Consider the following 25,200-nt stretch of genomic DNA (forward strand, 5'->3'; position numbering starts at 1 on the left):
GCTGGTCCGCAGGCAGGAAGCAGAAGGCCCCGCACAGGCGGGGCCTTCTGCTTTCCGTTAGCTGCCGCTTTCCGTCAGAAGTCGATGCCGCGGCGGGCCTGCACGCCTGAGTTGAAGGCGTGGCGCACCTCCTGCATCTCGGTGACGCTATCGGCCAGGGCAAGGAGCTCACGGTGGGCGTTGCGCCCGGTGACGATCACGCTCTGCTCCGGCGGGCGGTTCTCGAGGGCGCGCTTCACCGTCTCGATATCCAGGTAGCCGAACTTGAGCATATAGGTGATCTCGTCGAGCACCACCAGGAAGACCTCGGGGTCGGCCAGCATGCGCTCCGCCTCGACCCACACCTCGCGGCAGGCGGCGGTATCGGTCTCGCGGTTCTGGGTCTCCCAGGTGAAGCCGGTGCCCATGATGGCGACCTCGAGGTTGGGGTCTTCCACCAGCTGCTCCCGCTCGCCGCACTCCCACTGCCCCTTGATGAACTGCACCACTCCTACCTTGTAGCCGTAGCCCAGGGCGCGGGTCACCGTGCCCCAGGCCGCGGTGGTCTTGCCCTTGCCGTTGCCGGTAAAGACCAGCAGCAGGCCGCGCTGCTCGGTGGCGGCGGCGACCTTCTCGTCCACGTGGGCCTTGAGTTTCTGCATCGCCTGCTGGTGGCGGGTATCGCGATCGCTCATCTTGGGTCCATTTCTGTACAGGGTTTGTCGAAGACCTGAGTCTACGCGAGAGCGCTCGCGGCGTCAGCTCCGGTTCATCTGTCCTGGCGCACCTGGGCCTCCATACGCGAGAGGAAGACCCCCATGATGCGCTCATAGAGGGCGCGGCCCAGCACCGCATCCTCGATGCCGGCGTCGACGTTGGGGTTGTCGTTGACCTCGATCACCACCACCCGCTCGCCGGACTGCTTGAGGTCGACCCCGTAGAAGCCGTCGCCGATCAGCCGGCAGGCCCTGAGCGCGGCCTTGATCACCGCCGGCGGCACCTCGGCCGGGTCGTGGGTGGAGAAGCCGCCGCTCTTCACCCGAGCACCGGAGTGGTCATAGATCTGCCAGTGGCCCCGGGCCATGAAGTAGCGGCTGGCGAACAGCACCTGGCCGTCCAGCACGCCGATGCGCCAGTCATATTCGGTGGGCAGCCACTCCTGGAGCAGCAGCAGGGCGGAGTCGCGAAAGAGGCGGGCGGACTCGCGCTCCAGCTGAGCGAGATCCGCGACCTTGACCACCCCTCGGGAGAAGGCGCCGTCCGGCACCTTGAGCACCAGCGGGAAGTCGAGCCGCCCGAGCCGCTCGGCCAGGGGGCGTCGATCGCCGCGCTGCAGCAGCACCCCCTCCGGTGCCGGCACGCCTCGGGCCCGCAGCAGGGCGTGCAGGTAGACCTTGTTGGTGCAGCGCAGGATATCCCGGGGCGAGTCGATCACCACCAGCCCTTCGTGCTCGGCGCGGCGGGCCAGGCGGTAGGTGTGGTGGTCCAGCGCCGTGGTCTCGCGGATGAAGAGAGCGTCGAACTCGGCCAGCCGCCCGGCGTCGCGGCGGGTGATCAGCGACACGTCGATGCCCTGCCGGCGCCCGGCGCGGATAAAGGCCTTGAGCGCCCCGCGGTTGCTGGGGGGCATGGCTTCCCCGGGATCCACCAGGATCGCCAGGTCGAAGCGGTAGCGGCGCCTCGCCTTGGGGGTGCGCCACACCTGGCGGGAGTGGCGGTTGAGCGCGCTGGCAAAGAGGTCCTGCTCGTCGGCGGCCAGGTCGCGCAGGCGCAGCGGCTTCAGGCGCGCCAGCCGCCACAGGTCGTGGCGGCGCACCAGCCTGGCTTCCAGCAGCGGGCAGGGGAGGCGCTCGAAGAGCCGGCGGGCCAGCCGCTCCAGGCCGGGCTTCCGGCACTCGCCGAACATCACCCTCAGGGTCAGGGTGTCGCCGGTCAACGCCCCCTCCCGGGCCAGCTCGCCGAGCAGCGGAGCCAGGGTGTCGAGCTGCAGGTCGATCAGCGCCTTGCGGGAGAGCTCGTTGAGGGTCTCCACCGTGGGCAGCACCCGCTGGCCCCGGGCCTGGGCCAGCAGCGAGACATAGTAGCCGCTGCCCAGGTAGTCGAGCTCGCCGCAGAGGTTGAGCACGTGGGTGGCGCGGTCCTGATGCGCCTCGGTAACCCGGTGACGGCGGTCCTGGGCCAGGAAGTCGGCGGCGCTGATCAGGTCCTCGGAGGGGTAGTAGGGCTGCCAGTCATCGAGGCGGTCGACGACGATTCGCAAGGGGCACATGGTGGCTGTCCGGAACGGAGGGAAAGAAGCGCTGCTGAGGAGGCTCAGCATGGGCCAGACGAGGGCGGCAGACAATCGCCCAGGACGGTGAAAAGATTTCATGATCCTGGAAGGTGACTTTAGCCGGGAGCCTGAGCAGAATCGGCGCGATTGCCATCAGGAGCCCCCCATGACTATCCGCCTGCGTCCGGCCACCTCCCGGGATCTGGACGCCCTCTACCGGCTCGAGCAGAGCGCCTTCGAGGGCGACCGCTTCTCTCGCCGTCAGCTGTGGCACCTGCTCAATCGCGCCCATGCGGTGACCTGGGTGATTGAGCAGCCCGAGCGCCCCGAAGCGCACAGGCCGGCAGCGCTGCTGGGCTACGGCACCCTGCTGTTTCGGCAAGGCAGCCGACGGGCGCGCCTCTACTCCTTCTGCGTGCATCCCGACGCCCGCGGCGGTGGCCTGGGGCGCCGGCTGCTCGAGGCGCTGGCCGAGGCCGCCGGGGAGCGGGGCGTCGAGCGGCTGGGCCTGGAGGTGCGCGCCGACAACCGCGTGGCCCTGGGCCTCTATCGACGCATGGGCTTTCGCCTCGAGCGCTGGCTGCCGGAGTACTACGAGGACGGCTGTGCCGCCTGGCAGATGGTCAAGGCGCTGGAAGCGGGCGCGGTGGCCTGCGCGGGCTGATAGAATGGCCGGCGTCTTCCATCACTACTGCCAGGAGCCGTCATGCCCTCCTTCGATATCGTCTCGGAGTTCGACAAGCACGAAGCCAGCAACGCCGTGGATCAGGCCAATCGCGAGGTTCAGTCCCGCTTCGACTTCAAGGGCGTCGACGCCAGCTTTGCCCTGGAGGGCGACAGCGTGAAGCTCGAGGCCGAGGTGGACTTCCAGCTCAAGCAGATGCTCGACGTGCTGCGTAACAAGCTGATCGCTCGCGGCATCGACCCGCGCTGCCTGGACGTCCAGGAGCCGGTGCTCTCCGGGGTCAAGGCCCGCCAGGAGGCACAGCTCAAGCAGGGCCTGGAGCAGAAGGAGGCCAAGGACATAGTCAAACGCATCAAGGAGAGCAAGCTCAAGGTCCAGGCTCAGATCCAGGGCGAGAAGGTGCGCGTCACCGGCAAGAAGCGCGACGACCTCCAGGCGGTGATGGCGCTGCTGCGCGGCGAGGAGGGACCCGACCTGCCGCTGCAGTTCGACAACTTCCGCGACTGAGCTGCGCGCCATCGCCCGGCTACTCGAGGCCCGCCCAGGCGGGCCTCGCTGCGTCTGGCGCCGGGCCGACCATGACCCCCATAGGCAATGGCGATTGGCGCGCCGGGCGCGACTGGGCTTCAATGAAGGCTGAGACGCTACCGGAGGCTGTGCCATGTCATCCATCCGCCGCCTGGCCTTCCTGCTGATTGCCTGGCTGAGCTTCGGCCTCGGCGTGATCGGCGTCTTCGTGCCGCTGATGCCGACCACCTGCTTCATGCTGCTGGCGGTATGGGCCGCCTCCAGGGGTTCGCCGCGCTTCGCCCTCTGGATTCGCGAGCATCCGCGCTTCGGCCCCACCGTGGTGGCCTGGGAGGGGGAGCGCGCCATTCCCCGTCATGCCAAGTACCTGGCCGCCGGCATGCTGGCCTTCTCCATGCTGGTGCTGGCGCTTACCGTCAGCCTGCTGTGGCTCAAGCTCTCCCTGATCGGCGGGCTGACCCTGCTGGGGCTGTGGATCATCACCCGCCCGGAACCCGCGCTGGTCCGGCAGTAAGCGCGCTTCGGGCAGTGCTTGGGGCGGGACTTTTGAGCAGGGCGTGGGGCAGGGCTTTGAGCTAGGGGTGGCGGGCGCCGTACAATGGTGGCCATTTCCGACAGGAGCATCCCGAATGTCCGATCCCCAGGCGATCCATCTCAGCGACTACCGTCCTCCCGCCTATCGCGTGACCCGCACCGAGCTGACCTTCGACCTGGACCCCGCCGCCACCCGGGTCAAGGCGCGCCTGCATCTGGAACGCCATCCCGAACGGGAGTCCGGCCTGCCGCTTCGCCTCGACGGCGAGCAGCTCGGCCTCAAGGCCATTGCCATCGACGGTGAGCCCCTGGAGGCGGACGAGTATGAGGTCGACGCCGCCGGCCTGACCGTGCATAGGGTGCCCGAGCGCTTTCACCTCGACACCGAGGTGGAGATCGCCCCCGAGGCCAATACCGCCCTGGAGGGGCTCTATCAGTCCAGCGGCATGTACTGCACCCAGTGCGAGGCCGAGGGCTTCCGGCGCATCACCTTCTACCCGGATCGCCCCGACGTCATGGCCACCTTCAGCACCACGGTGATCGGCGACGCCGGCCGCGAGCCGGTGCTGCTCTCCAACGGCAACCCGGTGGAACGCGGCCAGCTGCCGGGCGGTCGCCACTTCGTCACCTGGGAAGACCCGCACCCCAAGCCCAGCTACCTCTTCGCCCTGGTGGCCGGCGACCTGAAGAAGGTCGAGGACACCTTCACTACCATGAGCGGGCGGGAGGTGACCCTGCAGATCTGGGTGGAGGAGGAGAACCTCGGCAAGACCGACCACGCCATGGCCTCGCTGAAGCGCGCCATGAAGTGGGACGAGGAGGCCTACGGCCGCGAGTATGACCTCGACCTCTTCATGATCGTGGCGGTCAACGACTTCAACATGGGCGCCATGGAGAACAAGGGGCTCAATATCTTCAACTCGGCGGCGGTGCTGACCCACCCCCATACCGCCACCGACGCCGCCTTCCAGCGGGTCGAGAGCATCGTGGCCCACGAATACTTCCACAACTGGTCCGGCAACCGGGTCACCTGCCGCGACTGGTTCCAGCTCTCCCTGAAGGAGGGCTTCACGGTGTTCCGCGACCAGTGCTTCTCCGCCGACACCAACTCGGCTCCGGTCAAGCGCATCGAGGACGTCTCCTTCTTCCGCACCGCCCAGTTCGCCGAGGATGCGGGCCCCACCGCCCACCCGGTGCGCCCGGACCGCTATATCGAGATCACCAACTTCTACACCCTGACCATCTACGAGAAGGGGGCCGAGGTGGTGCGCATGCTGGCCAACCTGGTGGGCGAGGAGACCTTCCGGCGCGGCAGCGATCTCTACTTCGAACGCTTCGACGGCCAGGCGGTGACCATCGAGGACTTCGTGGGCTGCATGGCCGAGGCCTCGGGCCTCGACCTGGAGCAGTTCATGCGCTGGTATGACCAGGCCGGCACCCCGGAGATCGACGCCTTCGGCGAGTACGACTACGCCCGGGGCGAGTACCGCCTGCGGCTGGCCCAGCGCACCCCGGCGACCCCGGGGCAGTCCGACAAGCAGCCGCTGCATATCCCGGTCCGCCTGGGCCTCGTCGGCACCAAGAGCGGTCGCGACCTGCCGCTGACCCTGGACGGCGAGTCGCTGGGCAGCGATGCGGTGATTCACCTGCGCGAGGCGGAGCAGGAGTTCCTCTTCACCGACGTGGCCGAGGCCCCGGTGCCGTCGCTATTGCGCGGCTTCTCGGCCCCGGTGAAGCTGCGCTTCCCTTACGGCCGCGAGGATCTCGCCTTCCTGCTGGCCAACGACTCCGACGGCTTCAACCGCTGGGATGCCGGTCAGCGCCTGGCCATGCTGGCCCTGGACGACCTGATCGCCGCCCATCGCAACGGCGTCGAGAAGGTGATGGACAGCCGGGTGGTGGAGGCCTTCCGCGGCCTGCTTGCCGCCGAGAGCGACGACAGGGCGGTGCTGGCCGAGATGCTGACGCTGCCCAGCGAGGCCTACATCGCCGAGCAGCAGCCCCTGGTGGACGTGGACGCCATCCATGCGGCGCGCACCTTCGTCAAGCAGGGGCTGGCCACGGCGCTGCGCGACGACTTCCTGCGGGTCTATCGCGACAACCAGCAGGGTGAGGCCTATGCGCCGACCCCGGAACAGATCGCCCGGCGCAGCCTGAAGAACGTGGCGCTCTCCTATCTGATGGCCATCGAGGACGAGGAGGGCATCGAGCTTGCCCGGGAGCAGTTCGCGGCGGACCACAGCATGACCGACGTGCGCCACGCCCTGACCCTGCTCACCCACAGCAGCCGCGACGAGCTCAGCGAGCCAGCGCTCAGGGCCTTCGGCGAGAAGTGGGCCCACGACCCCCTGGTGATGGATCAGTGGTTCGCCATCCAGGTGACCCGCCCGCAGCCCGATGCGCTGGACCGGGTCAAGTTCCTGATGGAGCACCCGGCCTTCTCCCTGAAGAACCCCAACCGGGTGCGGGCGCTGATCGGCACCTTCGCCGGCCAGAACCGGGTCAACTTCCACCGCCTCGACGGTGCGGGCTACCGCCTGCTGGCCGACGTGGTGATCGAGCTCAACCGCCTCAACCCGGAGATCGCCGCGCGCCTGATCACGCCGCTGACCCGCTGGGCGCGCTTCGACGAGCAGCGCCAGGCGCTGATGAAGGCCGAGCTCGAGCGCATCCGCGCCGAGAAGCTCTCGCCGAATGTCTATGAGGTCGTCGAGAAGGCCCTCGCGTGATCCGAAAGTAACTTGCAGGTATCAACCAAAGCGCCGCCCCTTGGGGCGGCGCTTTGCGTCAGGCGGCAATCAATAAATCAGCCAGCTCAGCACGACGAAGCCCAGCAATAGCCAGATCAGGGTGGCGAGGATCGCCCGGCGCATCAGCGCCCGAAAGCCCTTCCAGAGCAGCCAGAGCCCGATCACCAGCACCACCAGGCTGATCAGCGACGGCGAGATGCCCAGCGCCCCGGAGAGGCCGTCCAGGAAGCCCCGGGCGGCACTGCCGATATTGGCAAAGAAGCCGGTCAGCAGGTCGACCACGAAGCGGATGACCTGCCCCAGCGTCTGGCCGATCCAGGTGAAGAACTCTTCCATCTCCTCGAGGGCTCCGCTACTCGATCAGGTCCATGACGGTGCCCACGATATCGTCCATGGTCACCAAGCCCAGCAGGCGGTTGTCCTCGAGCACCAGCACGCGCTTGACGATGCTGTCGGTCATCAGCCGCGCCACGTGGCGCACGTCCAGGGACTCGCCGACGCCGATGGCCGGCTTGGCGCAGACGTCGTAGACGTTGATCAGATCGATATCGCCGTTCTCGGCGACGATGGTCTTGAGGATATTGGTGTAGGTGATCAGGCCCCAGGCGTCATGGGGGTCCTGCTGCTCCACCACCAGGCACTTGAGGTTGTGCTTCTTCATCAGCGCCAGGGCGTCGCGCAGGGTGGCGAAGGGTGACACCGTCACCACGTCGCGCATCATGATGTCCTTGACCAGCATTGTCTCTCTCCATTGGGTGAGGGATGTGAGGCGCGCTCAGATCTCGTGGCGGATGCGCTCTTCGAAGCGCTTGACCTGCGCCATGTCGATACCGCCCAGGTGTTCGATGGGCAGGGTCATCACCAGCCCCTTGGAGTCCTCTCCCGTGGGGTTGACGACCCGGCGGATCGCCTTGAGCACCTTGAGCGACAGCCCCTTCTCCAGGGTCAGCAGCATGACGCTCTGGCTGCCCTCGAAGGTCAGGCCGAAGAAGGTCTTCTTGCGCTCGCCGCCGATGCCGCGGCCGGACATCAGGGTCATGCCCACGGCGCCGGCCTCGGTGGCGGCATCGATGCACTCTTGCTCAAGCTCTTCTGGCACGATGGCCACCAGCAGGGAAAACTTCATGGTCGCTTCTCTCTCCAGTGGGCCACCCGTTCCATCAGGATGGCATAGCTCATCACGGTCACGATAGGGAAGATCGAGGCGAAGGCGATGAGGCCAAAGCCGTCGATCAGCACGCTACGCCCCTCGATCTGGCCGGCCAGGCCGATACCCAGCGCCGTGACCAGGGGGACGGTGACTTCCGAGGTAGTTACCCCGCCCAGGTCGAAGGCCAGGGCCACGATATAGCGGGGGGCCAGGGCGGTCAGCACAATCACCAGCAGGTAGCCGCCGATGATGTAGTGGTGGATGGAGTCGCCGCTGATGATGCGGTGGACGCCGATGGTGATGCCGATGGCGACGCCCACGGCGACCAGCAGGCGGATGGCGTTGCCCTGGATCTTGCCGGCGGCGGCCTCCTCGGCCTGCTGACCCACGGCGATCAGCGCCGGCTCCGCCATGGTGGTGGCGAAGCCGATGGCGAAGGCGAAGAGATAGACCCACAGCCAGGTGTCGAAGGTGATCAGCTGTTCGGCCATGCGCTGGCCGATGGGGAAGAGCCCGAGCTTCAGGCCCACCACGAAGGCGTAGAGGCCGATGATCACCAGGGCGAAGCCCACGCCGACCTTGACGGGGCTGGCCAGGGGGCGGCGCAGCACCGCGTACTGGAAGAAGAGAATCACCAGGATGATCGGCAGCACGTCGCGCAGCATGCCGAACAGATCGAGGATCATCACCAGGGGGCCGGAGGGCTTCTCCACGTCGCTGCCGGCGGCCACCAGGGCGGCGCCGTTGGCGATATCGCCCGGGTCGGCGTAGACCAGGATCCCGTAGAGCTGCACGCTGATCATCGGCACCATCACGGCCAGCGCCACCAGACCGAAGCCGTCGATCAGGGGGTTGCGTCCGCGAATGGAGGAGGCCAGGCCGATGCCCAGGGCGGCGATCAGCGGCACCGTGACGATATTGGTGGTGACCCCGCCGGAGTCGTAGGCGAGCCCGACGATCTCCTCCGGGGCGAAGAAGGTCACCAGCACCACGGTGACGTAGCCGGTGATCATGTACCAGTGGAGGGGGTGGCCGAGGATCACCCGCAGCACCCCCAGGGCCATCACCAGGCCCACCGAGGTGGCGACGATCAGGCGCAGGGTGAGGGCGTCGATGCGCCCCTCGCTGATCTCGTAGGCCTGCTCGGCCACGGCGATCAGGGCGGGCTCGGCCACCACCGCCGAGAAGCCGATGGCGAAGCCGAAGGCCATCAGCAGCGGCATGGAGCCGCGTCTCGCGAACTGGTTGGCGAGGCGCTTGCCCACCGGGAAGATGCTCAGCTCGAGGCCCTGCAGGAAGAGTGCCACCCCGACGGCCACGATCAGCAGGCCGATGGCGATGCTCAGACCGCCGTCGGGCCACTCCCGGAACAGCAGAGCCTGAAAGGCCACCACGACCACGATGATCGGCATCAGGTTGCGCAGGGCATGAAGAAAGGCGTGGGCGAAGTCCCTGAGTTGCTCGGCCAAGTTCGGCTCCCTGAATCGTCTCGTCGATCATCCCGATGGCGACCCCGGCGCGGTGGCCTGCTAGCCTTCTAGCTGTCGCTGCCGGGCCGGGGAGCCACGATCATAGCATCAACCCCTTGCCTCGACATGACGTTCCCGGTGCCCGGTCGCTTGATATGGGTCAAGCCTGCCGGATTCACAGCCCTATTTCGACAAGGAGTCGAACATGTCTCTCTCGATGATCCTGCCGCTGGTGGTGATCGGCCTGCTGGTGGTCTACGCGGTCTCGGTCTACAACCGCCTGGTGGCGCTGAAGAACCGCTTCGAGAACGCCTTCGCCCAGATCGAGGTGCAGCTCAAGCGGCGCTACGACCTGATTCCCAACCTGGTGGAGACCGCCCGAGCCTATATGAGCCACGAGCGCGAGACCCTGCAGGCGGTGACCGAGGCGCGCAACGGCGCCCTGGCAGGGCTGCAGAACGCCGCGGCCCACCCCGGTGATCCCGGGGCCATGGCGCAGCTGGCCGGGGCCGAGGGAGCCCTGGGCTCGGCCCTGGGGCGGCTCAACGTGGTGATGGAGGCCTACCCGGACCTCAAGGCCTCGGAGAACATGCGCCAGCTCAGCGAGACCCTCACCAGCACCGAGAACCGCGTCGCCTTCGCTCGCCAGGCCTTCAACGATGCGGTGATGCAGTACAACACCTACAAGCAGAGCTTTCCGCCGGTGGTGATGGCCGCCTCCTTCGGCCACAAGCAGGATGCGGCGCTGCTGGAGTTCGAGGATAGCGCCCAGATCCAGGCGGCACCGAAGGTGAGTTTCTGATGGTCGGCTTCTGAGCGGGAGGCGCGAATGGACTTCTTTACCGCCCAGGATCGCGCCCGGCGCCTGACAGGCCGCCTGGTGCTTCTGCTGCTGCTGGCCGTGGTCGGGCTGGTGCTCGCCGCCAGCGTCCTGGTGGCCCTGCTGGTGGTGCTGATGGACGGCCAGACGGGCGGCAGCGACCCGCTGGGGCGAGCCCTGGACCCTGTGCTGTTCGCCTGGGTAGCGCTGGGCGTGATGGCCGTGGTGCTGGGCGGCGCCGTGCTGCGCCACCGGCAGCTGCGTGCCGGCGGCAGCGCGGTGGCCGAGGCCCTGGGAGGGCGCGCGCTCAACGCCGATACCCGCAACGAGCGCGAGCGGGTGCTGCTCAACGTGGTGGAGGAGATGGCCATCGCCTCGGGCATGCCGGTGCCGGCGGTCTACCTGCTCGACGACGACGCCATCAATGCCTTCGCCGCCGGCTACGATCCCCAGGATGCCGCCATCGGCGTGACCCGGGGGGCCATCGAGCACCTCGACCGCGATCAGCTCCAGGGGGTCATCGCCCACGAGTTCAGCCATATCCTCCACGGCGACATGCGTCTCAACCTGCGCCTGGTGGCGCTGCTTCACGGCATCCTGGTGATCGGCCTGATCGGCCGGCTGCTGCTGCGCGGGGCCGCCGCCGGCGGCCGCGGCCGGGCCTCGCGCCGCGGTGGCGGCGCCCAGGTAGCGCTGGTGGCCGGGGGCGCGGGGTTGATGCTGGTGGGCTATGCGGGGACCCTCTGCGGCAACCTGATCAAGGCGGCGGTGAGCCGGCAGCGTGAGTTCCTGGCCGACGCCAGTGCCGTCCAGTACACCCGCAACCCCGAAGGGATCGGAGGGGCACTCCAGACCCTGGCCGCCTACCGGCTGGGCTCACGGCTGATGTCGCCCCAGGCCGCGGAGTTCAGCCACCTCTATTTCGGCAGCGGCGTGCGCGCTCTGAGCGGCTGGACCGCCACCCATCCGCCGCTGGAGGCGCGTATCCGGCGGGTGCTGCCGCGCTGGGACGGCACCCTGCCCGAGCCCTTTGCGCCGACGCCGAGGGCGCCGCAGGGGGACGCCGCCTCGGCGTCGTCCCAGTCCCGGGGCGGCGTGCTCGGAGGAGGCGTGCTCGGGGGAAGCGGGGGAGGAGGGGCCGGCGGTGCCCTGGCCGGGGCCGCCATCGCGGGGGCGGTGGTGGCCAGCGTCGGTCAGCCCGACCCGGAGGCGCTGGCCCGGGCCCGGCGTCGGCTGGCGGGGCTCGACGAGCGCCTGGTGGTGGCGGCCCACGACCCCTTCGCGGCCCGGGCGCTGGTCTACGGCATCCTGATGGGCGTCGACCCGGCCAGCCGCGAGGCCCAGCGTCGGGTGCTGGCCAACCAGGCGCTGCCGGAGGTGCTGCGCGAACTCGACGCCCTCGACGCGCCCCTGGCGGCCCTCGCTGCCGGAGACCGGCTGCCCCTGATCGAGCTGGCGCTGCCGGTGCTGCGTCAGCTATCGGCGGCGCAGTTCGCCCGCTTTCGCCAGTGCCTGGCCGGCCTGATGGCGGCGGAGACGACCCCGGGCGCCCTGCAGTGGGCGCTGCATCGGCTAGTGTTGGCCGGCGTGGAGGGGGAGCGCCGGGCGCGGCGAGACCGGCCTCTGCGGGACCTGGCGGGTCCGCTGTCGCTGCTGCTCTCCACCCTGGCGCGGGCCGGCCGGGGCGATGCGGACTACCTGATCGAGTCCCTGGCCCAGGCCGGACGCGCCCTGGGCGTGGCGCTGGACCCGGTGCGCGAGCCCTCCAGCGCGGCGGAGCTGGACTGGGCCATGGAGCGGCTGGCCCGTCTGGCGGAGGCCGAGCGCCCGGCGCTCCTGGCCGCCATGGTCTGCTGCGTGGAGCAGGATGGCCATATTGCTCCGGAGGAGGCCGAGCTGCTGCGGGCGGTGGCCTGGAGCCTGGGCTGCCCGCTGCCGCTGCGGGAGGAGTAGCGCCCGGGGCCACGGCGACCTTGCGAGTGGCGGATGGCTCTGGTGGAATGTTTCACCCTGAATTCAGACGTGCGGGAGCATGCACATGCATAACAGACACTGGAAGCCCGCCCTGCTGGCGACGCTGATGGCCCTGGGCCTGACCGCCTGCGGCAACGGCGATGAGCCGGCGCCGCCGGCTACCGAGGCCCCTGCGGCCGAGCCCGCCGCCCAGGAGGAGAGTGCAGCGCCTGTCGAGGAGTCGGAGGCGCTGGAGGACGAGCTGCCCGCCGAGGAGCAGGCTGGCCTGGTGGATGAGGCGGCCGAGGAGGAGGCGCCCGTGGTGCCCGACCCCGAGGCGGTGCCGGAGGAGATACCCGAGGCCGACACCCTGGGAGAGTCCCCCGCCAGCACCCTGGACGAGGGCGCCGCCCTGCCCGGCGAGACCACCCGGGACGAGATCGACGCCATGCTCGAGGAGACCGAGCGACGCTTCGAGGAGGCCCAGCGGCGCATCGAGGAGCAGTTCGAGGAGGCCGAGGAGGAGGCCGCCGTGCCCGAGCCCCTGGAGGGCGATGAGGGCTTCGATGCCGGCATGGAGTTCGACTCGGGCCTCGATGACGAGGCGCTGGGCACCGGTGGGCCCACCAGCACCGATATCGACGCCATCATCGAGGAGCAGGAGCGCCGCTTCGAGGAGGCCCAGCGCCGCCTGCAGGAGCAGTTCGACGAGGTGGAGCAGGAGCTGCCCGAGTTCGAACCCATGGAGTTCGACGATATCGAACTCGAGCCCATGGAGCTCGATGATCCCTGAGCGCCCTCTGCCGCAGGACCCGCGTGCAGAGCAGGCACAAAAAAGGCCCACCGCGAGGTGGGCCTTCCTGTTGCGCTGGCGACGCGGAAGCCGCGTGGCCGGCCGCGGGCCGAATCAGTCGGCGACGCGGATGTTGGAGGCCTGAAGGCCCTTCTTGCCCTGGGTGACCTCGAAGGTGACCTTCTGGCCGTCCTGCAGGGTCTTGAAGCCTTCAGCCTGAATCTCGGAGAAGTGAGCGAACAGGTCATCGCCGCCGTCGTCCGGAGAGATGAAGCCGTAGCCCTTGGTGTCGTTGAACCACTTGACAGTGCCAGTTGCCATTGTCGATTTCCTTAACATACTTTAATGGTCGTGCCGGGCTCGCCGAGGCGAAGGCCCGAGGTGCGTGGGCAGTACAAGGAAGAAGTGCGCGCCCTGTGTTTCGAGAAATCGAAGTACAACCGACGACTTGTTTCTTGCTGACCTACGCTGCGGTGGGTGATCGAACGTTGCGGTTCGAGCCCCGCGATAGAGCCGCCCTGAAGGCGTTTCCATCGACCGCAGGGTCACTGTAGATCGAATCCCGCCGGGCAGCAAGCCCGCCTCCCCACCCAAAGGTAGCGTCCGCGCCATGTTCATCGATGCCCAGTTCTGGCCCTTTCTGGTGGCCATCACCCTGCTCTCCGTCACGCCCGGGGTGGATACCCTGCTGGTGATCCGCAACACCGCTCGGGGCGGGGTGCGTGACGGCGTGCTGACCAGCCTGGCGATCTGCTGCGGGCTCTTCGTCCACGCCGCGGTGTCGGCGCTGGGGATCTCGCTGATCCTGCTGCAGTCGGCCTGGGCCTTCCAGCTGCTCAAGCTGGCCGGGGCGGCCTACCTGATCTGGCTCGGCCTGCAGGGCCTGCTGGCGGCGCGACGGGGCCAGGGGCTGCCGGTGGCCGGCGTGGCCGGCGAGCGCCGCCCCGTGCCGATGTGGCGGCCGCTGCGCGAGGGGTTGCTCTCCAACGTGCTCAACCCCAAGACGGTGGTCTTCTACATGGCCTTCCTGCCGCAGTTCATTGCCCCCGGCGACCCGGCGCTGGCCAAGTCGCTGTTCCTGGCCGGGGTGCACTTCCTGATCGCCAACCTCTGGCAGATCGGCGTGGCGCTGATGGTGGGCAGCGCCGGGCGCCTGCTGGCCAGCCGCCTCTTCTCCCGGGCGCTGAACGGGGTGACCGGGGCGGTGCTGGTCGCCTTCGGCATCAAGCTGGCCCTTGAGCGGCCCCCGGCCTGAGCCATCGGGCACGGCCACAGCGAGACCGCCCCGGCCGTGGCCGGGGCGGTCTGTTCGGGCGTTGCGGGCGCCGCGGCGTCAGTTCCTGGCCAGCAGCGAGCGGTCGTAGCGCACCGTCTTCTCGGTGGGGCTGAGCATGGAGACCCCCTGGCTCGAGCCGCCGTTGGCCAGGCTCTCGAAGATCGCCCGGTAGCTGAGCACCGCCTGCACGTAGAGGCGGGTCTCGCGGAAGGGGATGCTCTCCACGAAGAGGTCGAACTCCTCCGGGGCATCGGCGAGCCAGCGGTCGACCCGGCCGGGGCCGGCGTTGTAGGCCGCGGCGGCGGCGATCCGGTTGCCCCGGTAGCGGTCCAGCATGTCGCGGATATAGGTGCTGCCCAGGCGGATGTTGAGCTCGGGGTCGAGCACCCCGTAGGGGCCCGGGTCGCTGATGCCGAGCTGGCGAGCGAGCTGGGTGGCGGTGCCCGGCATCACCTGCATCAGGCCCCGGGCGCCGGCGGGGGAGACCGCCTCGGGGTTGTAGGCGCTCTCGCGGCGGGCGATGCCCATCAGCAGGTAGGGGTCGACCCCCGTCATGCGCCCCCAGTGCAGGAAGTGCTCGCGGTAGGCCTCCGGGAAGCGCCACTCCAGGGCATCCCACATGCGGCCGGTGATGGTGGTCTGGACCAGCTTGGCGTGCCAGCCGCGGCGCTGGGCGTAGTCGGCGAGGGCTCGGGCCTCGCGCGCCGTGGCTCGTTCCACCGCGCCATACCACTCGCTGGCGGCGAGTCCCGGCTCGTTGATGCGCAGCAGCGCTTCGGTGCGCTGCACGGCGGGCCAGCGCGCCACCTGGTCGCGGAAGCTCTCGTCGAAGCCGTTGCGCTCCAGGTTGAGGGCGTAGGGCTGTCCCAGGCGGTCGGCGGCGGCGAAGCCGAAGAAGCTGCGCCCCTCGGCGGCGCGGGCATAGGCCTCCCGGGCCCGGGCGTCATCGCCCAGCTGCTCCTGGGCGCGCCCGGCCCAGTAGTGCCAGCGCGTGTCGTCACGGGTATCGGGCTCCATCCGCGACAGCCACTCCAGCACGCCGCGCCAGTCGCGCTCGCCGAGGGCCGCGCGCACGCGCAGCTCCAGCAGGTCGGCGTCGCTGCGCTCGGCCAGGGACTGGTCCACCCAGCCCCGGTTGTGGCGGATATCGCGCACCAGGGAGTAGAAGATCAGGTCGCGCTCGATACCGGCCCGGTGCTCGCGCTCGATGGGCAGGTGGGGGCCAATCTTGCGCCACGCCTCCAGGGCCGCCTCGGTGTCGGCCCGGGTGAAGCCGTGCATGGCGGCGGCGAAGAGCGGCCCGCTGGCCCGACACTCCGGGCCGAGACAGGCGGGCACTCGCGTGACCGCGGCGAAATCACCGCCGAGCTGCTCCATGGCGGCGCGGGCTCCCTCCCAGCGGCTGCCGAGCTGGCGCCCCAGGAAGCTTGCCAGGCCGCTTTCGCCCGCCTGCCAGGCCAGCATCTTGCGCTCCCAGATCTGCTGTTCGCCGATCACCCCCTGGCTGCGCAGGGTGCCGAAGAGGGTGTCGCAGGCGTCGGGCTGGGAGCGGCCCACCATCCACAGGGAAAGCCCCCCTTCGGCCGCGGCGGCGGGGTCGCTGCCCAGCTTGGCCGTGTAGTAGTAGCACTGGCGGGCGGTACCGGCGGGCTCGCCGTCGGCCACGGCGAGCAGGCTGTCGTAGCGGCCGGCATGGCCGTACTGGGCGATGGCCTGGCCGCGCAGCCATTCGCCCAGGGGAGAGTCGGCGTGGCGGTCGATGAAGCCGAGCACCTGGCGGGGCTCCAGCTGCGGCAGGCGGCTGCGCAGGCGGTGGTACTCCACGTAGCCGGCCAGGGGGTGTGCCTCGATGGCGCCGAAGTCGACGCCTTCCCACTGCTGGTTGCGGGCCGCCTCCAGGGCGTCGCGCATGGCGCGGTCGTCGGCCTGGGCCTGGACGAGGGGCAGCGACAGCGCCAGAGCGGTCAGCAGGGTCGCGATGCGACGGGCCCCGCTGCGCCGGGCGCTGAACGGCAGGGCGGAGTGGCGTAGGCGCATGGCAGCGTCTCCGAAGGTGGGGGCGATAGCCCATATCGTGGCCCATTGCGAAGCGCCTGGGTAGAGGGGAAAACGTAACGGAAGGTGGTCCAGCGTTGAGGGGGCGCCTTGTGCGGCGGCGGGAGCGCGACTAGTCTGGGATGGCTTTCAAACGCTTGTTGGAATTCCAGGAGGCCATCGGCGTGACGCCCACTTTCGATCGATCCCCCGCGACCTGGCGGCGCGCCCTGTCGCGCTTCGTTCAGGTCATTCCCCACACCCGCGAGCTGGGCCTCGAGGTGGTCGAGGTGGGGCCCGAGGCGGTCCGCATGCGCCTGCCCTGGAGCGACGACCTGCTGGGAGATGCCTCCCGGGGCCTGGTCCACGGCGGCGTGCTCATCATGCTGCTGGATACCGTCTGCGGCAGCGCCGTGCTGCGTGGGCTGCCGGCCCCCGAGGTGTGCCCGACCCTGGACCTGCGCCTGGACCACTACCGTCCGGCGGTGGCGGGGCAGGCGCTCTTCGCCGAGGCCCGGGTGGTCAGGGTCACCGAGTCGGTGGTCTTTACCGAGGGCTGGGCCTGGCAGGAGGAGGGACGTCCGGTGGCTCGGGGCATCGGCAACTTCGTGCGGCTGGGGCCGCGCAATACCCCGCCCGGCTTCGCCGAGGCGCTGTTTGCCGACGAGGAGGTGGGCGGTGATGCCTGAAGGATTCGACAGCGTGGCGTGGCTTTCGCGCACCCGGGCCGAGGGAGACCTCGCCGCCTGGCTGGCGCTGGTGCCCTATGCCCGGCGCATCGGGGTTGACGTGGAGCCGGACTCGGAGGGAAACGGCCTGCGCTTTCGCCTGGCCCCCCAGCAGGACAATATCGGCAACGTCCTGCTGCCGGCGCTGCACGGCGGCGTGGTGGCGGCCTTCATGGAAACCGCCGCCACCCTGGAGCTGATGCTGGCGGCCCGGGAGCCTCGCCTGCCGCGCATCGTGGACCTCTCCATCGACTACCTGCGCACCGCCCGGGTGGCGCCCACCTTCGCCCGCTGTTCGCTGCTGCGTGAGGGACGGCGTCTGGCCAACGTAAGGGTCTGCGCCTGGCAGGAGTCGGAGACGATGCCGGTGGCCACCGCCAGGCTGCATTTCGTGCTGGGGGAGCCGGGGGCCAGGGGGGAGTAGGGCAGGAAAGTGAGCGGGTGGCCGGCGAGGGTTGAAAAGCGCTCCGGGGGCCCCATATCGACGCCAGTGATCAACCGGGCGGCATCCGCCGCCGCTGAACATGTCGATGAGGGTCCGACCACCATGACCACCGCCACGCATGAAGAAACCCTTGGCTTCCAGACCGAGGTCAAGCAGCTGCTGCACCTGATGATCCACTCCCTGTACTCCAACAGGGAGATCTTCCTGCGCGAGCTGATCTCCAACGCCGCCGATGCCTGCGACAAGCTGCGCTATGCGGCGCTGGACAACGACGCCCTCTATGAAGGCGACAGCGAGCTGCGCATCGAGATCGAACACGACGCCGAGGCGGGCACCGTCACCGTGCGCGACAACGGCATCGGCATGAGCCGCGACGAGGTGATCGCGAACCTCGGCACCATCGCCCGCTCCGGCACCGCCGAGTTCCTCAAGCAGCTCTCCGGCGAGCAGCAGAAGGACGCTCGACTGATCGGCCAGTTCGGCGTCGGCTTCTACTCCGGCTTTATCGTGGCCGACGAGGTGAGCGTGCGCACCCGCAAGGCGGGCAGCTCGGCCGGTGACGGCGTGGAGTGGCGCTCGAAGGGCGAGGGCGAGTTCACCGTGGCCGATATCGAGCGCGAGGTCCACGGCACCGAGATCGTCCTGCACCTGAAGGAGGACGCCCGGGAGTTTGCCGACGACTTCCGCCTCAAGAGCCTGGTGCGCAAGTACTCCGACCATATCGAGGTGCCGGTACGCATGCCCCGGGTCGAGAAGGCCCGGGAGGAGGAGGGCAAGGAGATCGAGGGCAGCGAGCCCCTCTCCTGGGAGACCGTCAACGAGGCCACCGCCCTCTGGACCCGTCCCAAGGGCGAGATCTCCGACGAGGAGTATCAGGCCTTCTACAAGCACGTGGCCCACGACTTCTCCGACCCCCTGACCTGGAGCCACAACAAGGTCGAGGGCAAGCTCGACTACACCAGCCTGCTCTACGTGCCGGGCCGTGCGCCCTTCGACCTCTACGAGCGCGACGGCGCCCGGGGCGTGAAACTCTACGTGCAGCGCGTCTTCATCATGGACGATGCCGAGCAGTTCCTGCCCCTCTACCTGCGCTTCATCAAGGGGGTGCTGGACACCCGAGACCTGTCGCTCAACGTCTCCCGGGAGCTGCTCCAGCAGGATCCCAAGGTCGAGAAGATCAAGTCTGCCCTCACCAAGCGCGCCCTGGACATGCTCAAGAAGCTGGCCAAGGACAAGGAGGCCTACCAGACGTTCTGGAACACCTTCGGCGCGGTGCTCAAGGAGGGACCGGCGGAGGACTTCGCCAACCGCGAGAAGATCGCCGGCCTGCTGCGCTTCTCCACCACCCATACCGACAGCGCCACCCAGGACCAGTCCCTGGCCGACTACGTCGAGCGCATGAAGGAAGGGCAGCAGAAGATCTACTACATCGTGGCCGACGGCTTCAATGCGGCCAAGTCCAGCCCTCACCTGGAGATCTTCCGCAAGAAGGGCATCGAGGTGCTGCTGCTCCACGACCGCGTCGACGAGTGGCTGATGAGCCACCTTCACGAGTTCGAGGGCAAGTCCTTCGTGGACGTGGCCAAGGGCGAGCTCGACCTCGGTGACATCGAAGGCGAGGAGGAGAAGAAGGCCCAGGAGGAGACCGCCAAGGCCAAGGAGGCGCTGGTCAAGCGGGTCAGGGAGGCCCTGGGGGACGAGGTCCAGGAGGTCAAGGTGACCCACCGGCTGACCGATTCCCCGGCCTGCGTGGTGCTGCCCGAGCATGAGATGGGCTTCCAGATGCGCCGCATCATGGAGGCCGCCGGCCAGACGCTCCCCGAGGTCAAGCCGATTCTGGAGCTCAACCCCGAGCACCCCCTGGTGGCGCGTCTTGAGGAGGCCGAGGGCGATGGCTTTGGCGATCTGGCGCGGGTGCTGCTGGACCAGGCGGTCATCGCCGAGGGCGGCCATCTGGATGACCCCGCCGCCTACGTCAAGCGGCTCAACGCCCTGCTGACCGCCTGAGCCTGCGCGGCTGAGGAGCAACCATGGCGCCACCCTTCGGGGTGGCGCCGTCGTTTGGGGGTGCGGCGGGGCGCCGCAGGACCGAAAGTCCAACCGGACGGGCGCTCGTTCGTGGCCTAGTCTGAAGGCAGGCGGCGGCTGCCGCCGCCGGCAGGCCATCGAACGGGAGAGTGACGTGAAGATTGGAGCCCCGAGGGAGCGAGCGAAGGGGGAGGCGCGGGTGGCACTGACCCCCGAAAGCGCCATCCAGATCCAGAAGCTGGGCCACGAGTGCCTGGTCGAGGCCGGTGCCGGTGCGGCCGCCGGCTTCGACGACCAGGCCTACCGGGACGCCGGCGTCAGAGTGGTCGACGGCGCCGAGGCGCTGTGGGCCGAGGCCGAGGTGGTCATCAAGGTGCGCGAGCCGGACGAGGAGGAGGCCGGCCTGCTGCGGGAGGGGCAGACCCTGGCCAGCTTCTTCTGGCCGGCCCAGAACGAGGCGCTGCTGGAGGCGTGCCGGGCCAGGGGCGCCAGCGTGGTGGCCATGGACATGGTGCCGCGCATCTCCCGGGCCCAGAAGATGGATGCGCTGTCGTCCATGGCCAATATCGCCGGCTATCGCGCGGTGATCGAGGCCGGCAACCACTTCGGGCGCTTCTTCACCGGCCAGGTGACCGCGGCGGGCAAGGTGCCGCCGGCGAAGGTGCTGGTGATCGGTGCCGGGGTGGCGGGGCTCGCCGCCATCGGCACCGCTGTCAGCCTGGGCGCCATGGTGCGCGCCTTCGACGTGCGTCCCGAGGTGGCCGAGCAGATCGAGTCCATGGGCGCCGAGTTCCTCTTCCTCGACTTCGAGGAGAGCCAGGATGGGGCCGAGACCGGCGGCTATGCGGCGCCCTCCAGCCCCGAGTTTCGCGAGAAGCAGCTGGCCTGTTTCCGGGAGCAGGCCCCCGACATCGATATCGTTATCACCACGGCGCTGATTCCCGGCCGGCCGGCGCCCAAGCTGTGGCTCGAGGAGATGGTCGCGGCCATGAAGCCCGGCTCGGTGATCGTCGACCTGGCCGCCGAGAAGGGCGGCAACTGCGACCTGACCCGCCCCGACGAGCGGGTGATGAGCGACAACGGCGTGGTGGTGATCGGCTACACCGACTTCCCCTCGCGCATGGCCACCCAGGCCTCGCTGCTCTATGCCACCAACGTGCGTCACCTGCTGACCGACCTGACGCCGGGCAAGGATGGCGCCATCGTCCACGACATGGAGGATGACGTCATCCGCGGCGCCACCGTGACCCACGGCGGCGAGATCACCTTCCCGCCGCCGCCCCCCAGGGTGAAGGCCATCGCCGCGGCGAAGCCCAAGCCCAGGGAGAAGGCGCCGACCCGCGAGGAGAAGCGGGCGGCGGAGCTCGCCGAGTTCAAGGCGGGGACGCGGCGCCAGGTGACGATGCTCGGGGTGGGCGGCGCGCTGATGCTGCTGCTCGGCCAGATCGCCCCGGCCTCCTTCATGCAGCACTTCATCGTCTTCGTGCTGGCCTGCTTCGTGGGCTTCCAGGTGATCTGGAACGTCAGCCATTCGCTGCACACCCCGCTGATGGCGCTGACCAACGCCATCTCGGGGATCATCATCCTCGGCGCCATCCTGCAGATCGGCTCCGGCAGCGGCCTCGTGGTGCTCATGGCGGCCGTCTCGGTGCTGATCGCCACCATCAATATCGTGGGCGGCTTCGTGGTGACGCGTCGCATGCTGGCCATGTTCCAGAAGTCCTGAGCCCGGAGAGACAAGATGCTGAGTCAAGGATTCGTGTCCGCCGCGGCGATCGCGGCAAGCGTGCTCTTCATCCTCTCCCTGGGGGGGCTGAGCAACCAGGAGAAGGCCAAGCGGGCGGTGTGGTACGGCATCGTCGGCATGGCGGTGGCGGTGCTCTTCACCGCCTTCGGGCCGGGCATCGGCGGCTACGGCTGGATGCTGCCCATGGTGCTGATCGGCGCCGTGGTCGGCTGGGTCGTCGCCAAGCGGGTGGCCATGACCGAGATGCCCCAGCTGGTGGCGGCGCTGCACAGCTTCGTGGGCCTGGCGGCGGTGTTCGTGGCCTGGAGCGCCGACCTGGAGCGGCGCCGGGTGCTGGCGGCCCGGGCCGCCGAGGCCTCCACCGAGGGCTTCTCGGCCTTTGCCGCCCTGGTGGCCACCAAGGCCCCGGATGAGCTCACCTTCCTGCAGCTGGAGGTGGTGTTCGCCATCTTCATCGGCGCGGTGACCTTCACCGGTTCGGTGATCGCCTACGGCAAGCTGGCCGGCAAGGTGGAGGGCAAGCCCCGCCAGCTGCCGGGGGGGCACAGGCTCAATGCCGGCGCCGCGGCACTCTCCCTGCTGCTGGCCGTGCTCTACCTCAACGGTGCCGGCTTCTGGACCCTGCTGGTGCTGGCGGCGCTGTCGTTCTTTATCGGCTACCACCTGATCATGGGCATCGGCGGTGCCGATATGCCGGTGGTGGTGTCGATGCTCAACAGCTACTCCGGCTGGGCGGCGGCGGCCATCGGCTTCACCCTCTCCAACGACCTGCTGATCGTCACCGGGGCCCTGGTGGGCTCCAGCGGTGCCATCCTCTCCTACATCATGTGCAAGGCGATGAACCGCAACTTCGTCAGCGTGATCCTGGGCGGCTTCGGCGGCGTCAGCGGCCCTGCCGCCGAGATCGAGGGGGAGCAGGTGGCCATCGATGCCGCCGGGGTGGCGGCGACGCTCAACAACGCCGACAGCGTCATCATCGTGCCGGGCTACGGGATGGCGGTGGCCCAGGCCCAGAACGCGGTGAGCGAACTGGTGCGCAAGCTGCGTGCGTCGGGCAAGGAGGTACGCTTCGCCATTCACCCGGTGGCCGGTCGCCTGCCGGGCCACATGAACGTGCTGCTGGCCGAGGCCCGGGTGCCCTACGACATCGTCATGGAGATGGAGGAGATCAACGACGATTTTCCGCGTACCGACGTGGCGATCGTCATCGGCTCCAACGATATCGTCAACCCGGCCGCTCAGGAGGACCCCGCCAGCCCCATCGCCGGCATGCCGGTGCTGGAGGTGTGGAAGTCCCGGGTGGTGTTCGTCTGCAAGCGCGGCCAGGGGACCGGCTACTCCGGCATCGAGAACCCGCTCTTCTACAAGGAGAATACCCGGATGCTCTACGGGGATGCCCGGGAGAGCATCGACTCGCTGCTCTCCCATATCGACTAGGGGGTCGCCAGCGGCGCGGGGCCCGAATCGGCTGCCGATTCGGGCCCCTTTTTCGCTACAATCGTGGCTCCATTCACCCAAGCAGGGCCGACCATGGCAGAGCAACAGATCAAGGTGGCAGTGCTGGGCGGCGGCAGCTTCGGCACCGCCCTGGCCAGCATTGCCGCCGATAACGGCGCCCGGGTGCGCCAGTGGCTGCGCGACCCGGCCCTGGTCGAGCAGATCAACCGCGAGCATCGCAACGGCCGCTACCTGCCCGACTACTCGATCAATCCGGCGGTGGTGGCCTCGAGTGACATGGCCGAGGTGCTGCCCGGCGCCGAGCTGGTGCTGGTGGCTATTCCCTCCAAGGCCTTTCGGGAGGTAGTACGCCAGGCTCGCCCGCACCTGAATCCGGCGCAGATCCTGGTCAGCACCACCAAGGGCATCCAGGAGGAGGGCTTCAAGCTGATGAGCCAGATCCTCGAGGAGGAGACCGGCTTTCCCCATATCGGCGTCATCTCCGGGCCCAACCTGGCCTCCGAGATCGCCCAGAAGCAGCTCACCGCCACGGTGATCGCCAGCGCCGACCCGGAGACCCGCACCCGGGTACAGACGGCGCTGGGCTGCGACTACTTCCGGGTCTATGCCAGCAACGACCGCCATGGGGTGGAGCTGGGCGGGGCGCTGAAGAACATCTACGCCATCGCCGCCGGCATGGCCGCCGCGCTGGGCATGGGCGAGAACACCCGCAGCATGCTGATGACCCGGGCGCTGGCCGAGATGAGCCGCTTTGCGGTGGACCAGGGGGCCAACCCCATGACCTTCCTGGGGCTCGCCGGGGTGGGCGACCTGATCGTGACCTGCTCCTCGGCCCTCTCGCGCAACTACCGGGTCGGCTACGCCCTGGGCGAGGGCAAGACCCTCGACGAGGCGGTGGAGGCCCTGGGTCAGGTGGCCGAGGGGGTCAATACCGTGCGCCTGGTGCGCGACAAGGCCCGGGAAGATGGCGTCTACATGCCGTTGGCCGAGGGGCTCTACCAGGTGCTCTTCAAGGGGGTGCCGGCCAAGGAGATGGCGCGCATGCTGATGCTCGGCGAGCAGAGCAGCGACGTGGAGTTCATCCTCCCTCGGGAGGCGGTGCAGCAGGCCCATCGGGAGACCGGGGGGCGGCATGGCTGAGCCGCTCTTGATCATGCGCCACGGCGAAGCGGGCCCGGGGGCGCCGGACGCCGAGCGCGAACTCACCGCCCGGGGGCGCCGGGAGGCCGAGCGGATGGCCGCCTGGCTGGCCGAGCGGGAGGACCTTGCCGGGCTGCGCCTGCTGGCGAGCCCCTATCGGCGCGCCCGGCAGACCGCCGCCATCGTCGGCCAGGCGCTGGGGCTCGAGGCGGAGGCGCTCTCCCTCATCACGCCGGATGACCCGCCTCGGGGGGTGGCCGACTGGCTGCTCGAGCAGCCAGGGGGGCCGCTGCTGCTGGTCAGCCATATGCCCCTGGTGGGCGCGCTTGCCGGCCTGCTGGTGGAAGGCCGCGCTGACCGCGGGCTCGGCTTTCCCACCGCGGCCGTCGCCGAACTCGAGGCCGACGTCTGGGCCGCCGGCTGCGCCCGGCTGGTGGGTTTCACCGCGCCTTCTGATCTGAACTAGATCAACCCCGCCACCTTGAGGGCGAAGGCCCCGACGGTGACGGTCAGGCTGGCCATCAGGGTGGTCAGGGCGATGATGTTGGCGCTCAGCACCGCGTTGCCGCCCATGGCCTTGGCCATCACGAAGGCCGCCGCCGCCGTGGGGCTGGCGAAGAAGAGGAACATCACCCCCAGTTCACGCCCCTGGAAGCCCGCCAGCCAGGCCGCGCCGGTGGCGAGTATCGGCACCGTGACCATCTTCAGCAGGCTGGCGCTGGTGGCCAGGCGCCCCGAGGAGCGAATCGCCTCCAGGGAGAGGGTGGCGCCGATGCAGATCAGCGCCAGCGGCAGCGTCAGGGAGGCGAAGTAGTCGCCTGAGGTCATCAGCCAGCCCGGCAGTCGCAGCTCCAGGGCGGCCACGGGGACGGCGGCTACCACGGCAAGGATCAGCGGGTTGCGTGCGATATGCGAGAGGATGCTGCGCCAGTCGGCGCGCTGACCCGCCTGGTAGGTGGCCAGTGCCACCACCGAGAGGGCGTTGTAGGTGAGGATCACCACCCCGAGCAGCAGGCCGCCCATCGAGAGGCCGTAGTCGCCATACATGCCGGCGGCCAGCGCCAGCCCGACGATGCCGCAGTTGCCGCGGAAGGCGCCCTGGATATAGACCCCGCGCTCCGCCTGGGGCACCCGGAGCCGTGCCCAGCCCCAGCAGAACAGGAAGCTGCCCAGGGTGGCCAGGGCGAAGAAGCCCAGCAGCCGTGGGTTGAGGGTGGCGTCCAGGTCGGCGCGAATGATGCTTAAAAATATCAGCGCCGGCATGGTGCCGCGGAACACCAGCTGGGAGGCGGTGGTGACGAAGGCGCCGTCGATCCAGCCGGCGCGCCTGAGCCCCAGGCCGATGAACACCATGGCGAATACCGGCAGGGTCACTTCCAGGGTCTGGAAGAAGAGGGCGGATAGCTCCAAG

At 69.1% G+C, this 25,200-nt stretch carries 24 protein-coding genes; 15 read left to right on the plus strand and 9 right to left on the minus strand.

Translation table 11 applies throughout. The annotated features are described in order from the left end of the window. Positions 1-74: 74 nt before the first annotated feature. Both cobO and NHL60_RS06265 read right to left on the minus strand, forming a co-directional pair. The gene (gene cobO / locus NHL60_RS06260) at positions 75-674 is read right to left on the minus strand and encodes a cob(I)yrinic acid a,c-diamide adenosyltransferase (RefSeq protein WP_253450331.1); all 600 of its coding nucleotides are present in this window, start codon (positions 672-674) and stop codon (positions 75-77) included. A gap of 74 nt (positions 675-748) precedes the next feature. Beyond that, positions 749-2,248 carry a RimK family protein gene (locus NHL60_RS06265; RefSeq protein WP_253450334.1) on the minus strand — a complete coding sequence of 500 codons (1,500 nt, stop codon included), beginning with the start codon at positions 2,246-2,248 and terminating at the stop codon, positions 749-751. A gap of 169 nt (positions 2,249-2,417) precedes the next feature. On the opposite strand from NHL60_RS06265, the gene NHL60_RS06270 reads away from it, so the two are divergent. The 4 genes from NHL60_RS06270 (at position 2,418) to pepN (ending at position 6,727) form a co-directional block, all read left to right on the plus strand. Beyond that, positions 2,418-2,915 carry a GNAT family N-acetyltransferase gene (locus NHL60_RS06270; RefSeq protein ID WP_253450337.1) on the plus strand — a complete coding sequence of 166 codons (498 nt, stop codon included), beginning with the start codon at positions 2,418-2,420 and terminating at the stop codon, positions 2,913-2,915. Positions 2,916-2,957: 42 nt separating this feature from the next. Then, entirely contained in the window at positions 2,958-3,443 is a 486-nt protein-coding gene (locus NHL60_RS06275) for a YajQ family cyclic di-GMP-binding protein (protein ID WP_253450339.1), read from the plus strand. 154 nt (positions 3,444-3,597) lie between these two features. Next, positions 3,598-3,978 carry a YbaN family protein gene (locus NHL60_RS06280; RefSeq protein ID WP_253450343.1) on the plus strand — a complete coding sequence of 127 codons (381 nt, stop codon included), beginning with the start codon at positions 3,598-3,600 and terminating at the stop codon, positions 3,976-3,978. Between the two features lie 115 nt (positions 3,979-4,093). Beyond that, positions 4,094-6,727, plus strand: a complete 2,634-nt coding sequence (gene pepN, locus NHL60_RS06285) for an aminopeptidase N (protein ID WP_253450346.1) — start codon at positions 4,094-4,096, stop codon at positions 6,725-6,727. A 69-nt stretch (positions 6,728-6,796) separates the two neighbouring features. Here the strand turns inward: pepN and NHL60_RS06290 are convergent, their stop codons facing one another. Genes NHL60_RS06290 through NHL60_RS19665 form a run of 4 tightly spaced genes read right to left on the minus strand, consistent with a single transcriptional unit; the run spans position 6,797 to position 9,367 of the window. Then, positions 6,797-7,084, minus strand: coding sequence for a hypothetical protein (locus NHL60_RS06290; protein ID WP_253450349.1), 288 nt, complete (start codon positions 7,082-7,084; stop codon positions 6,797-6,799). Positions 7,085-7,100: 16 nt separating this feature from the next. Beyond that, positions 7,101-7,487 carry a CBS domain-containing protein gene (locus tag NHL60_RS06295; protein WP_110069344.1) on the minus strand — a complete coding sequence of 129 codons (387 nt, stop codon included), beginning with the start codon at positions 7,485-7,487 and terminating at the stop codon, positions 7,101-7,103. Positions 7,488-7,523: 36 nt separating this feature from the next. After that, entirely contained in the window at positions 7,524-7,874 is a 351-nt protein-coding gene (locus tag NHL60_RS06300) for a transcriptional regulator (RefSeq protein WP_110069345.1), read from the minus strand. After that, positions 7,871-9,367, minus strand: coding sequence for a DUF1538 domain-containing protein (locus NHL60_RS19665; RefSeq protein ID WP_309637304.1), 1,497 nt, complete (start codon positions 9,365-9,367; stop codon positions 7,871-7,873). Before NHL60_RS19665 ends, NHL60_RS06300 begins: the two co-directional genes overlap by 4 nt. A 205-nt stretch (positions 9,368-9,572) precedes the next feature. Here NHL60_RS19665 and NHL60_RS06315 point away from each other — a divergent pair, with 205 nt between their 5' ends. The 3 genes from NHL60_RS06315 (at position 9,573) to NHL60_RS06325 (ending at position 12,933) form a co-directional block, all read left to right on the plus strand. Next, complete coding sequence (locus NHL60_RS06315; protein WP_253450352.1) at positions 9,573-10,169, plus strand: LemA family protein; 597 nt, start codon at positions 9,573-9,575, stop codon at positions 10,167-10,169. A gap of 27 nt (positions 10,170-10,196) precedes the next feature. Further along, entirely contained in the window at positions 10,197-12,140 is a 1,944-nt protein-coding gene (locus NHL60_RS06320; protein WP_253450355.1) for a M48 family metallopeptidase, read from the plus strand. An 85-nt stretch (positions 12,141-12,225) separates the two neighbouring features. Next, complete coding sequence (locus NHL60_RS06325; protein ID WP_253450358.1) at positions 12,226-12,933, plus strand: hypothetical protein; 708 nt, start codon at positions 12,226-12,228, stop codon at positions 12,931-12,933. Positions 12,934-13,047: 114 nt separating this feature from the next. On the opposite strand, the gene NHL60_RS06330 is transcribed toward NHL60_RS06325, so the two are convergent. Continuing rightward, positions 13,048-13,254: a cold-shock protein gene (locus NHL60_RS06330; protein WP_253450361.1), complete on the minus strand. Its 207-nt coding sequence runs from the start codon at positions 13,252-13,254 to the stop codon at positions 13,048-13,050. A 289-nt stretch (positions 13,255-13,543) separates the two neighbouring features. Here NHL60_RS06330 and NHL60_RS06335 point away from each other — a divergent pair, with 289 nt between their 5' ends. After that, entirely contained in the window at positions 13,544-14,188 is a 645-nt protein-coding gene (locus NHL60_RS06335) for a LysE family translocator (protein WP_253450364.1), read from the plus strand. A 78-nt stretch (positions 14,189-14,266) separates the two neighbouring features. On the opposite strand, the gene NHL60_RS06340 is transcribed toward NHL60_RS06335, so the two are convergent. Next, on the minus strand, positions 14,267-16,246 hold the full coding sequence (locus NHL60_RS06340; protein ID WP_253450367.1) for a transglycosylase SLT domain-containing protein: 1,980 nt from the start codon (positions 16,244-16,246) through the stop codon (positions 14,267-14,269). 182 nt (positions 16,247-16,428) lie between these two features. Here NHL60_RS06340 and NHL60_RS06345 point away from each other — a divergent pair, with 182 nt between their 5' ends. The 7 genes from NHL60_RS06345 to sixA all read left to right on the plus strand — a co-directional run bounded on the left by NHL60_RS06345 (position 16,429) and on the right by sixA (position 24,255). Then, positions 16,429-16,932 carry a PaaI family thioesterase gene (locus NHL60_RS06345; protein ID WP_253450370.1) on the plus strand — a complete coding sequence of 168 codons (504 nt, stop codon included), beginning with the start codon at positions 16,429-16,431 and terminating at the stop codon, positions 16,930-16,932. Further along, complete coding sequence (locus NHL60_RS06350; protein ID WP_253450373.1) at positions 16,925-17,395, plus strand: PaaI family thioesterase; 471 nt, start codon at positions 16,925-16,927, stop codon at positions 17,393-17,395. The genes NHL60_RS06345 and NHL60_RS06350 overlap by 8 nt, the downstream gene beginning before the upstream one ends. 123 nt (positions 17,396-17,518) lie before the next feature. Further along, positions 17,519-19,423, plus strand: a complete 1,905-nt coding sequence (htpG, locus tag NHL60_RS06355) for a molecular chaperone HtpG (RefSeq protein WP_253450376.1) — start codon at positions 17,519-17,521, stop codon at positions 19,421-19,423. A gap of 175 nt (positions 19,424-19,598) precedes the next feature. Further along, a complete protein-coding gene (locus NHL60_RS06360) occupies positions 19,599-21,170 on the plus strand; it encodes a Re/Si-specific NAD(P)(+) transhydrogenase subunit alpha (protein ID WP_253450379.1) in 1,572 nt (523 codons plus the stop codon). Positions 21,171-21,185: 15 nt separating this feature from the next. Continuing rightward, complete coding sequence (locus NHL60_RS06365; protein WP_253450381.1) at positions 21,186-22,628, plus strand: NAD(P)(+) transhydrogenase (Re/Si-specific) subunit beta; 1,443 nt, start codon at positions 21,186-21,188, stop codon at positions 22,626-22,628. 93 nt (positions 22,629-22,721) lie between these two features. Continuing rightward, positions 22,722-23,789 carry an NAD(P)H-dependent glycerol-3-phosphate dehydrogenase gene (locus tag NHL60_RS06370; protein WP_253450384.1) on the plus strand — a complete coding sequence of 356 codons (1,068 nt, stop codon included), beginning with the start codon at positions 22,722-22,724 and terminating at the stop codon, positions 23,787-23,789. After that, entirely contained in the window at positions 23,782-24,255 is a 474-nt protein-coding gene (sixA, locus tag NHL60_RS06375; RefSeq protein WP_253450386.1) for a phosphohistidine phosphatase SixA, read from the plus strand. Before NHL60_RS06370 ends, sixA begins: the two co-directional genes overlap by 8 nt. Here the strand turns inward: sixA and NHL60_RS06380 are convergent. Continuing rightward, a complete protein-coding gene (locus tag NHL60_RS06380) occupies positions 24,252-25,199 on the minus strand; it encodes an AEC family transporter (RefSeq protein ID WP_253450388.1) in 948 nt (315 codons plus the stop codon). The two genes, sixA and NHL60_RS06380, sit on opposite strands and share 4 nt — an antisense overlap. Between the last annotated feature and the right edge of the window lies 1 nt (position 25,200).

Source organism: Halomonas sp. Y3 (assembly GCF_024137965.1).
Classification (GTDB): Bacteria; Pseudomonadota; Gammaproteobacteria; order Pseudomonadales; family Halomonadaceae; genus Halomonas; species Halomonas mongoliensis.

Coding starts and splice junctions, on each gene's coding strand:
- cobO (WP_253450331.1), bottom strand. CDS start 674: ATGAGCGATCGCGATACCCGCCACCAGCAGGCGATGCAGAAACTCAAG.
- NHL60_RS06265 (WP_253450334.1), bottom strand. CDS start 2,248: ATGTGCCCCTTGCGAATCGTCGTCGACCGCCTCGATGACTGGCAGCCC.
- NHL60_RS06270 (WP_253450337.1), top strand. CDS start 2,418: ATGACTATCCGCCTGCGTCCGGCCACCTCCCGGGATCTGGACGCCCTC.
- NHL60_RS06275 (WP_253450339.1), top strand. CDS start 2,958: ATGCCCTCCTTCGATATCGTCTCGGAGTTCGACAAGCACGAAGCCAGC.
- NHL60_RS06280 (WP_253450343.1), top strand. CDS start 3,598: ATGTCATCCATCCGCCGCCTGGCCTTCCTGCTGATTGCCTGGCTGAGC.
- pepN (WP_253450346.1), top strand. CDS start 4,094: ATGTCCGATCCCCAGGCGATCCATCTCAGCGACTACCGTCCTCCCGCC.
- NHL60_RS06290 (WP_253450349.1), bottom strand. CDS start 7,084: ATGGAAGAGTTCTTCACCTGGATCGGCCAGACGCTGGGGCAGGTCATC.
- NHL60_RS06295 (WP_110069344.1), bottom strand. CDS start 7,487: ATGCTGGTCAAGGACATCATGATGCGCGACGTGGTGACGGTGTCACCC.
- NHL60_RS06300 (WP_110069345.1), bottom strand. CDS start 7,874: ATGAAGTTTTCCCTGCTGGTGGCCATCGTGCCAGAAGAGCTTGAGCAA.
- NHL60_RS06315 (WP_253450352.1), top strand. CDS start 9,573: ATGTCTCTCTCGATGATCCTGCCGCTGGTGGTGATCGGCCTGCTGGTG.
- NHL60_RS06320 (WP_253450355.1), top strand. CDS start 10,197: ATGGACTTCTTTACCGCCCAGGATCGCGCCCGGCGCCTGACAGGCCGC.
- NHL60_RS06325 (WP_253450358.1), top strand. CDS start 12,226: ATGCATAACAGACACTGGAAGCCCGCCCTGCTGGCGACGCTGATGGCC.
- NHL60_RS06330 (WP_253450361.1), bottom strand. CDS start 13,254: ATGGCAACTGGCACTGTCAAGTGGTTCAACGACACCAAGGGCTACGGC.
- NHL60_RS06335 (WP_253450364.1), top strand. CDS start 13,544: ATGTTCATCGATGCCCAGTTCTGGCCCTTTCTGGTGGCCATCACCCTG.
- NHL60_RS06340 (WP_253450367.1), bottom strand. CDS start 16,246: ATGCGCCTACGCCACTCCGCCCTGCCGTTCAGCGCCCGGCGCAGCGGG.
- NHL60_RS06350 (WP_253450373.1), top strand. CDS start 16,925: ATGCCTGAAGGATTCGACAGCGTGGCGTGGCTTTCGCGCACCCGGGCC.
- htpG (WP_253450376.1), top strand. CDS start 17,519: ATGACCACCGCCACGCATGAAGAAACCCTTGGCTTCCAGACCGAGGTC.
- NHL60_RS06365 (WP_253450381.1), top strand. CDS start 21,186: ATGCTGAGTCAAGGATTCGTGTCCGCCGCGGCGATCGCGGCAAGCGTG.
- NHL60_RS06370 (WP_253450384.1), top strand. CDS start 22,722: ATGGCAGAGCAACAGATCAAGGTGGCAGTGCTGGGCGGCGGCAGCTTC.
- sixA (WP_253450386.1), top strand. CDS start 23,782: ATGGCTGAGCCGCTCTTGATCATGCGCCACGGCGAAGCGGGCCCGGGG.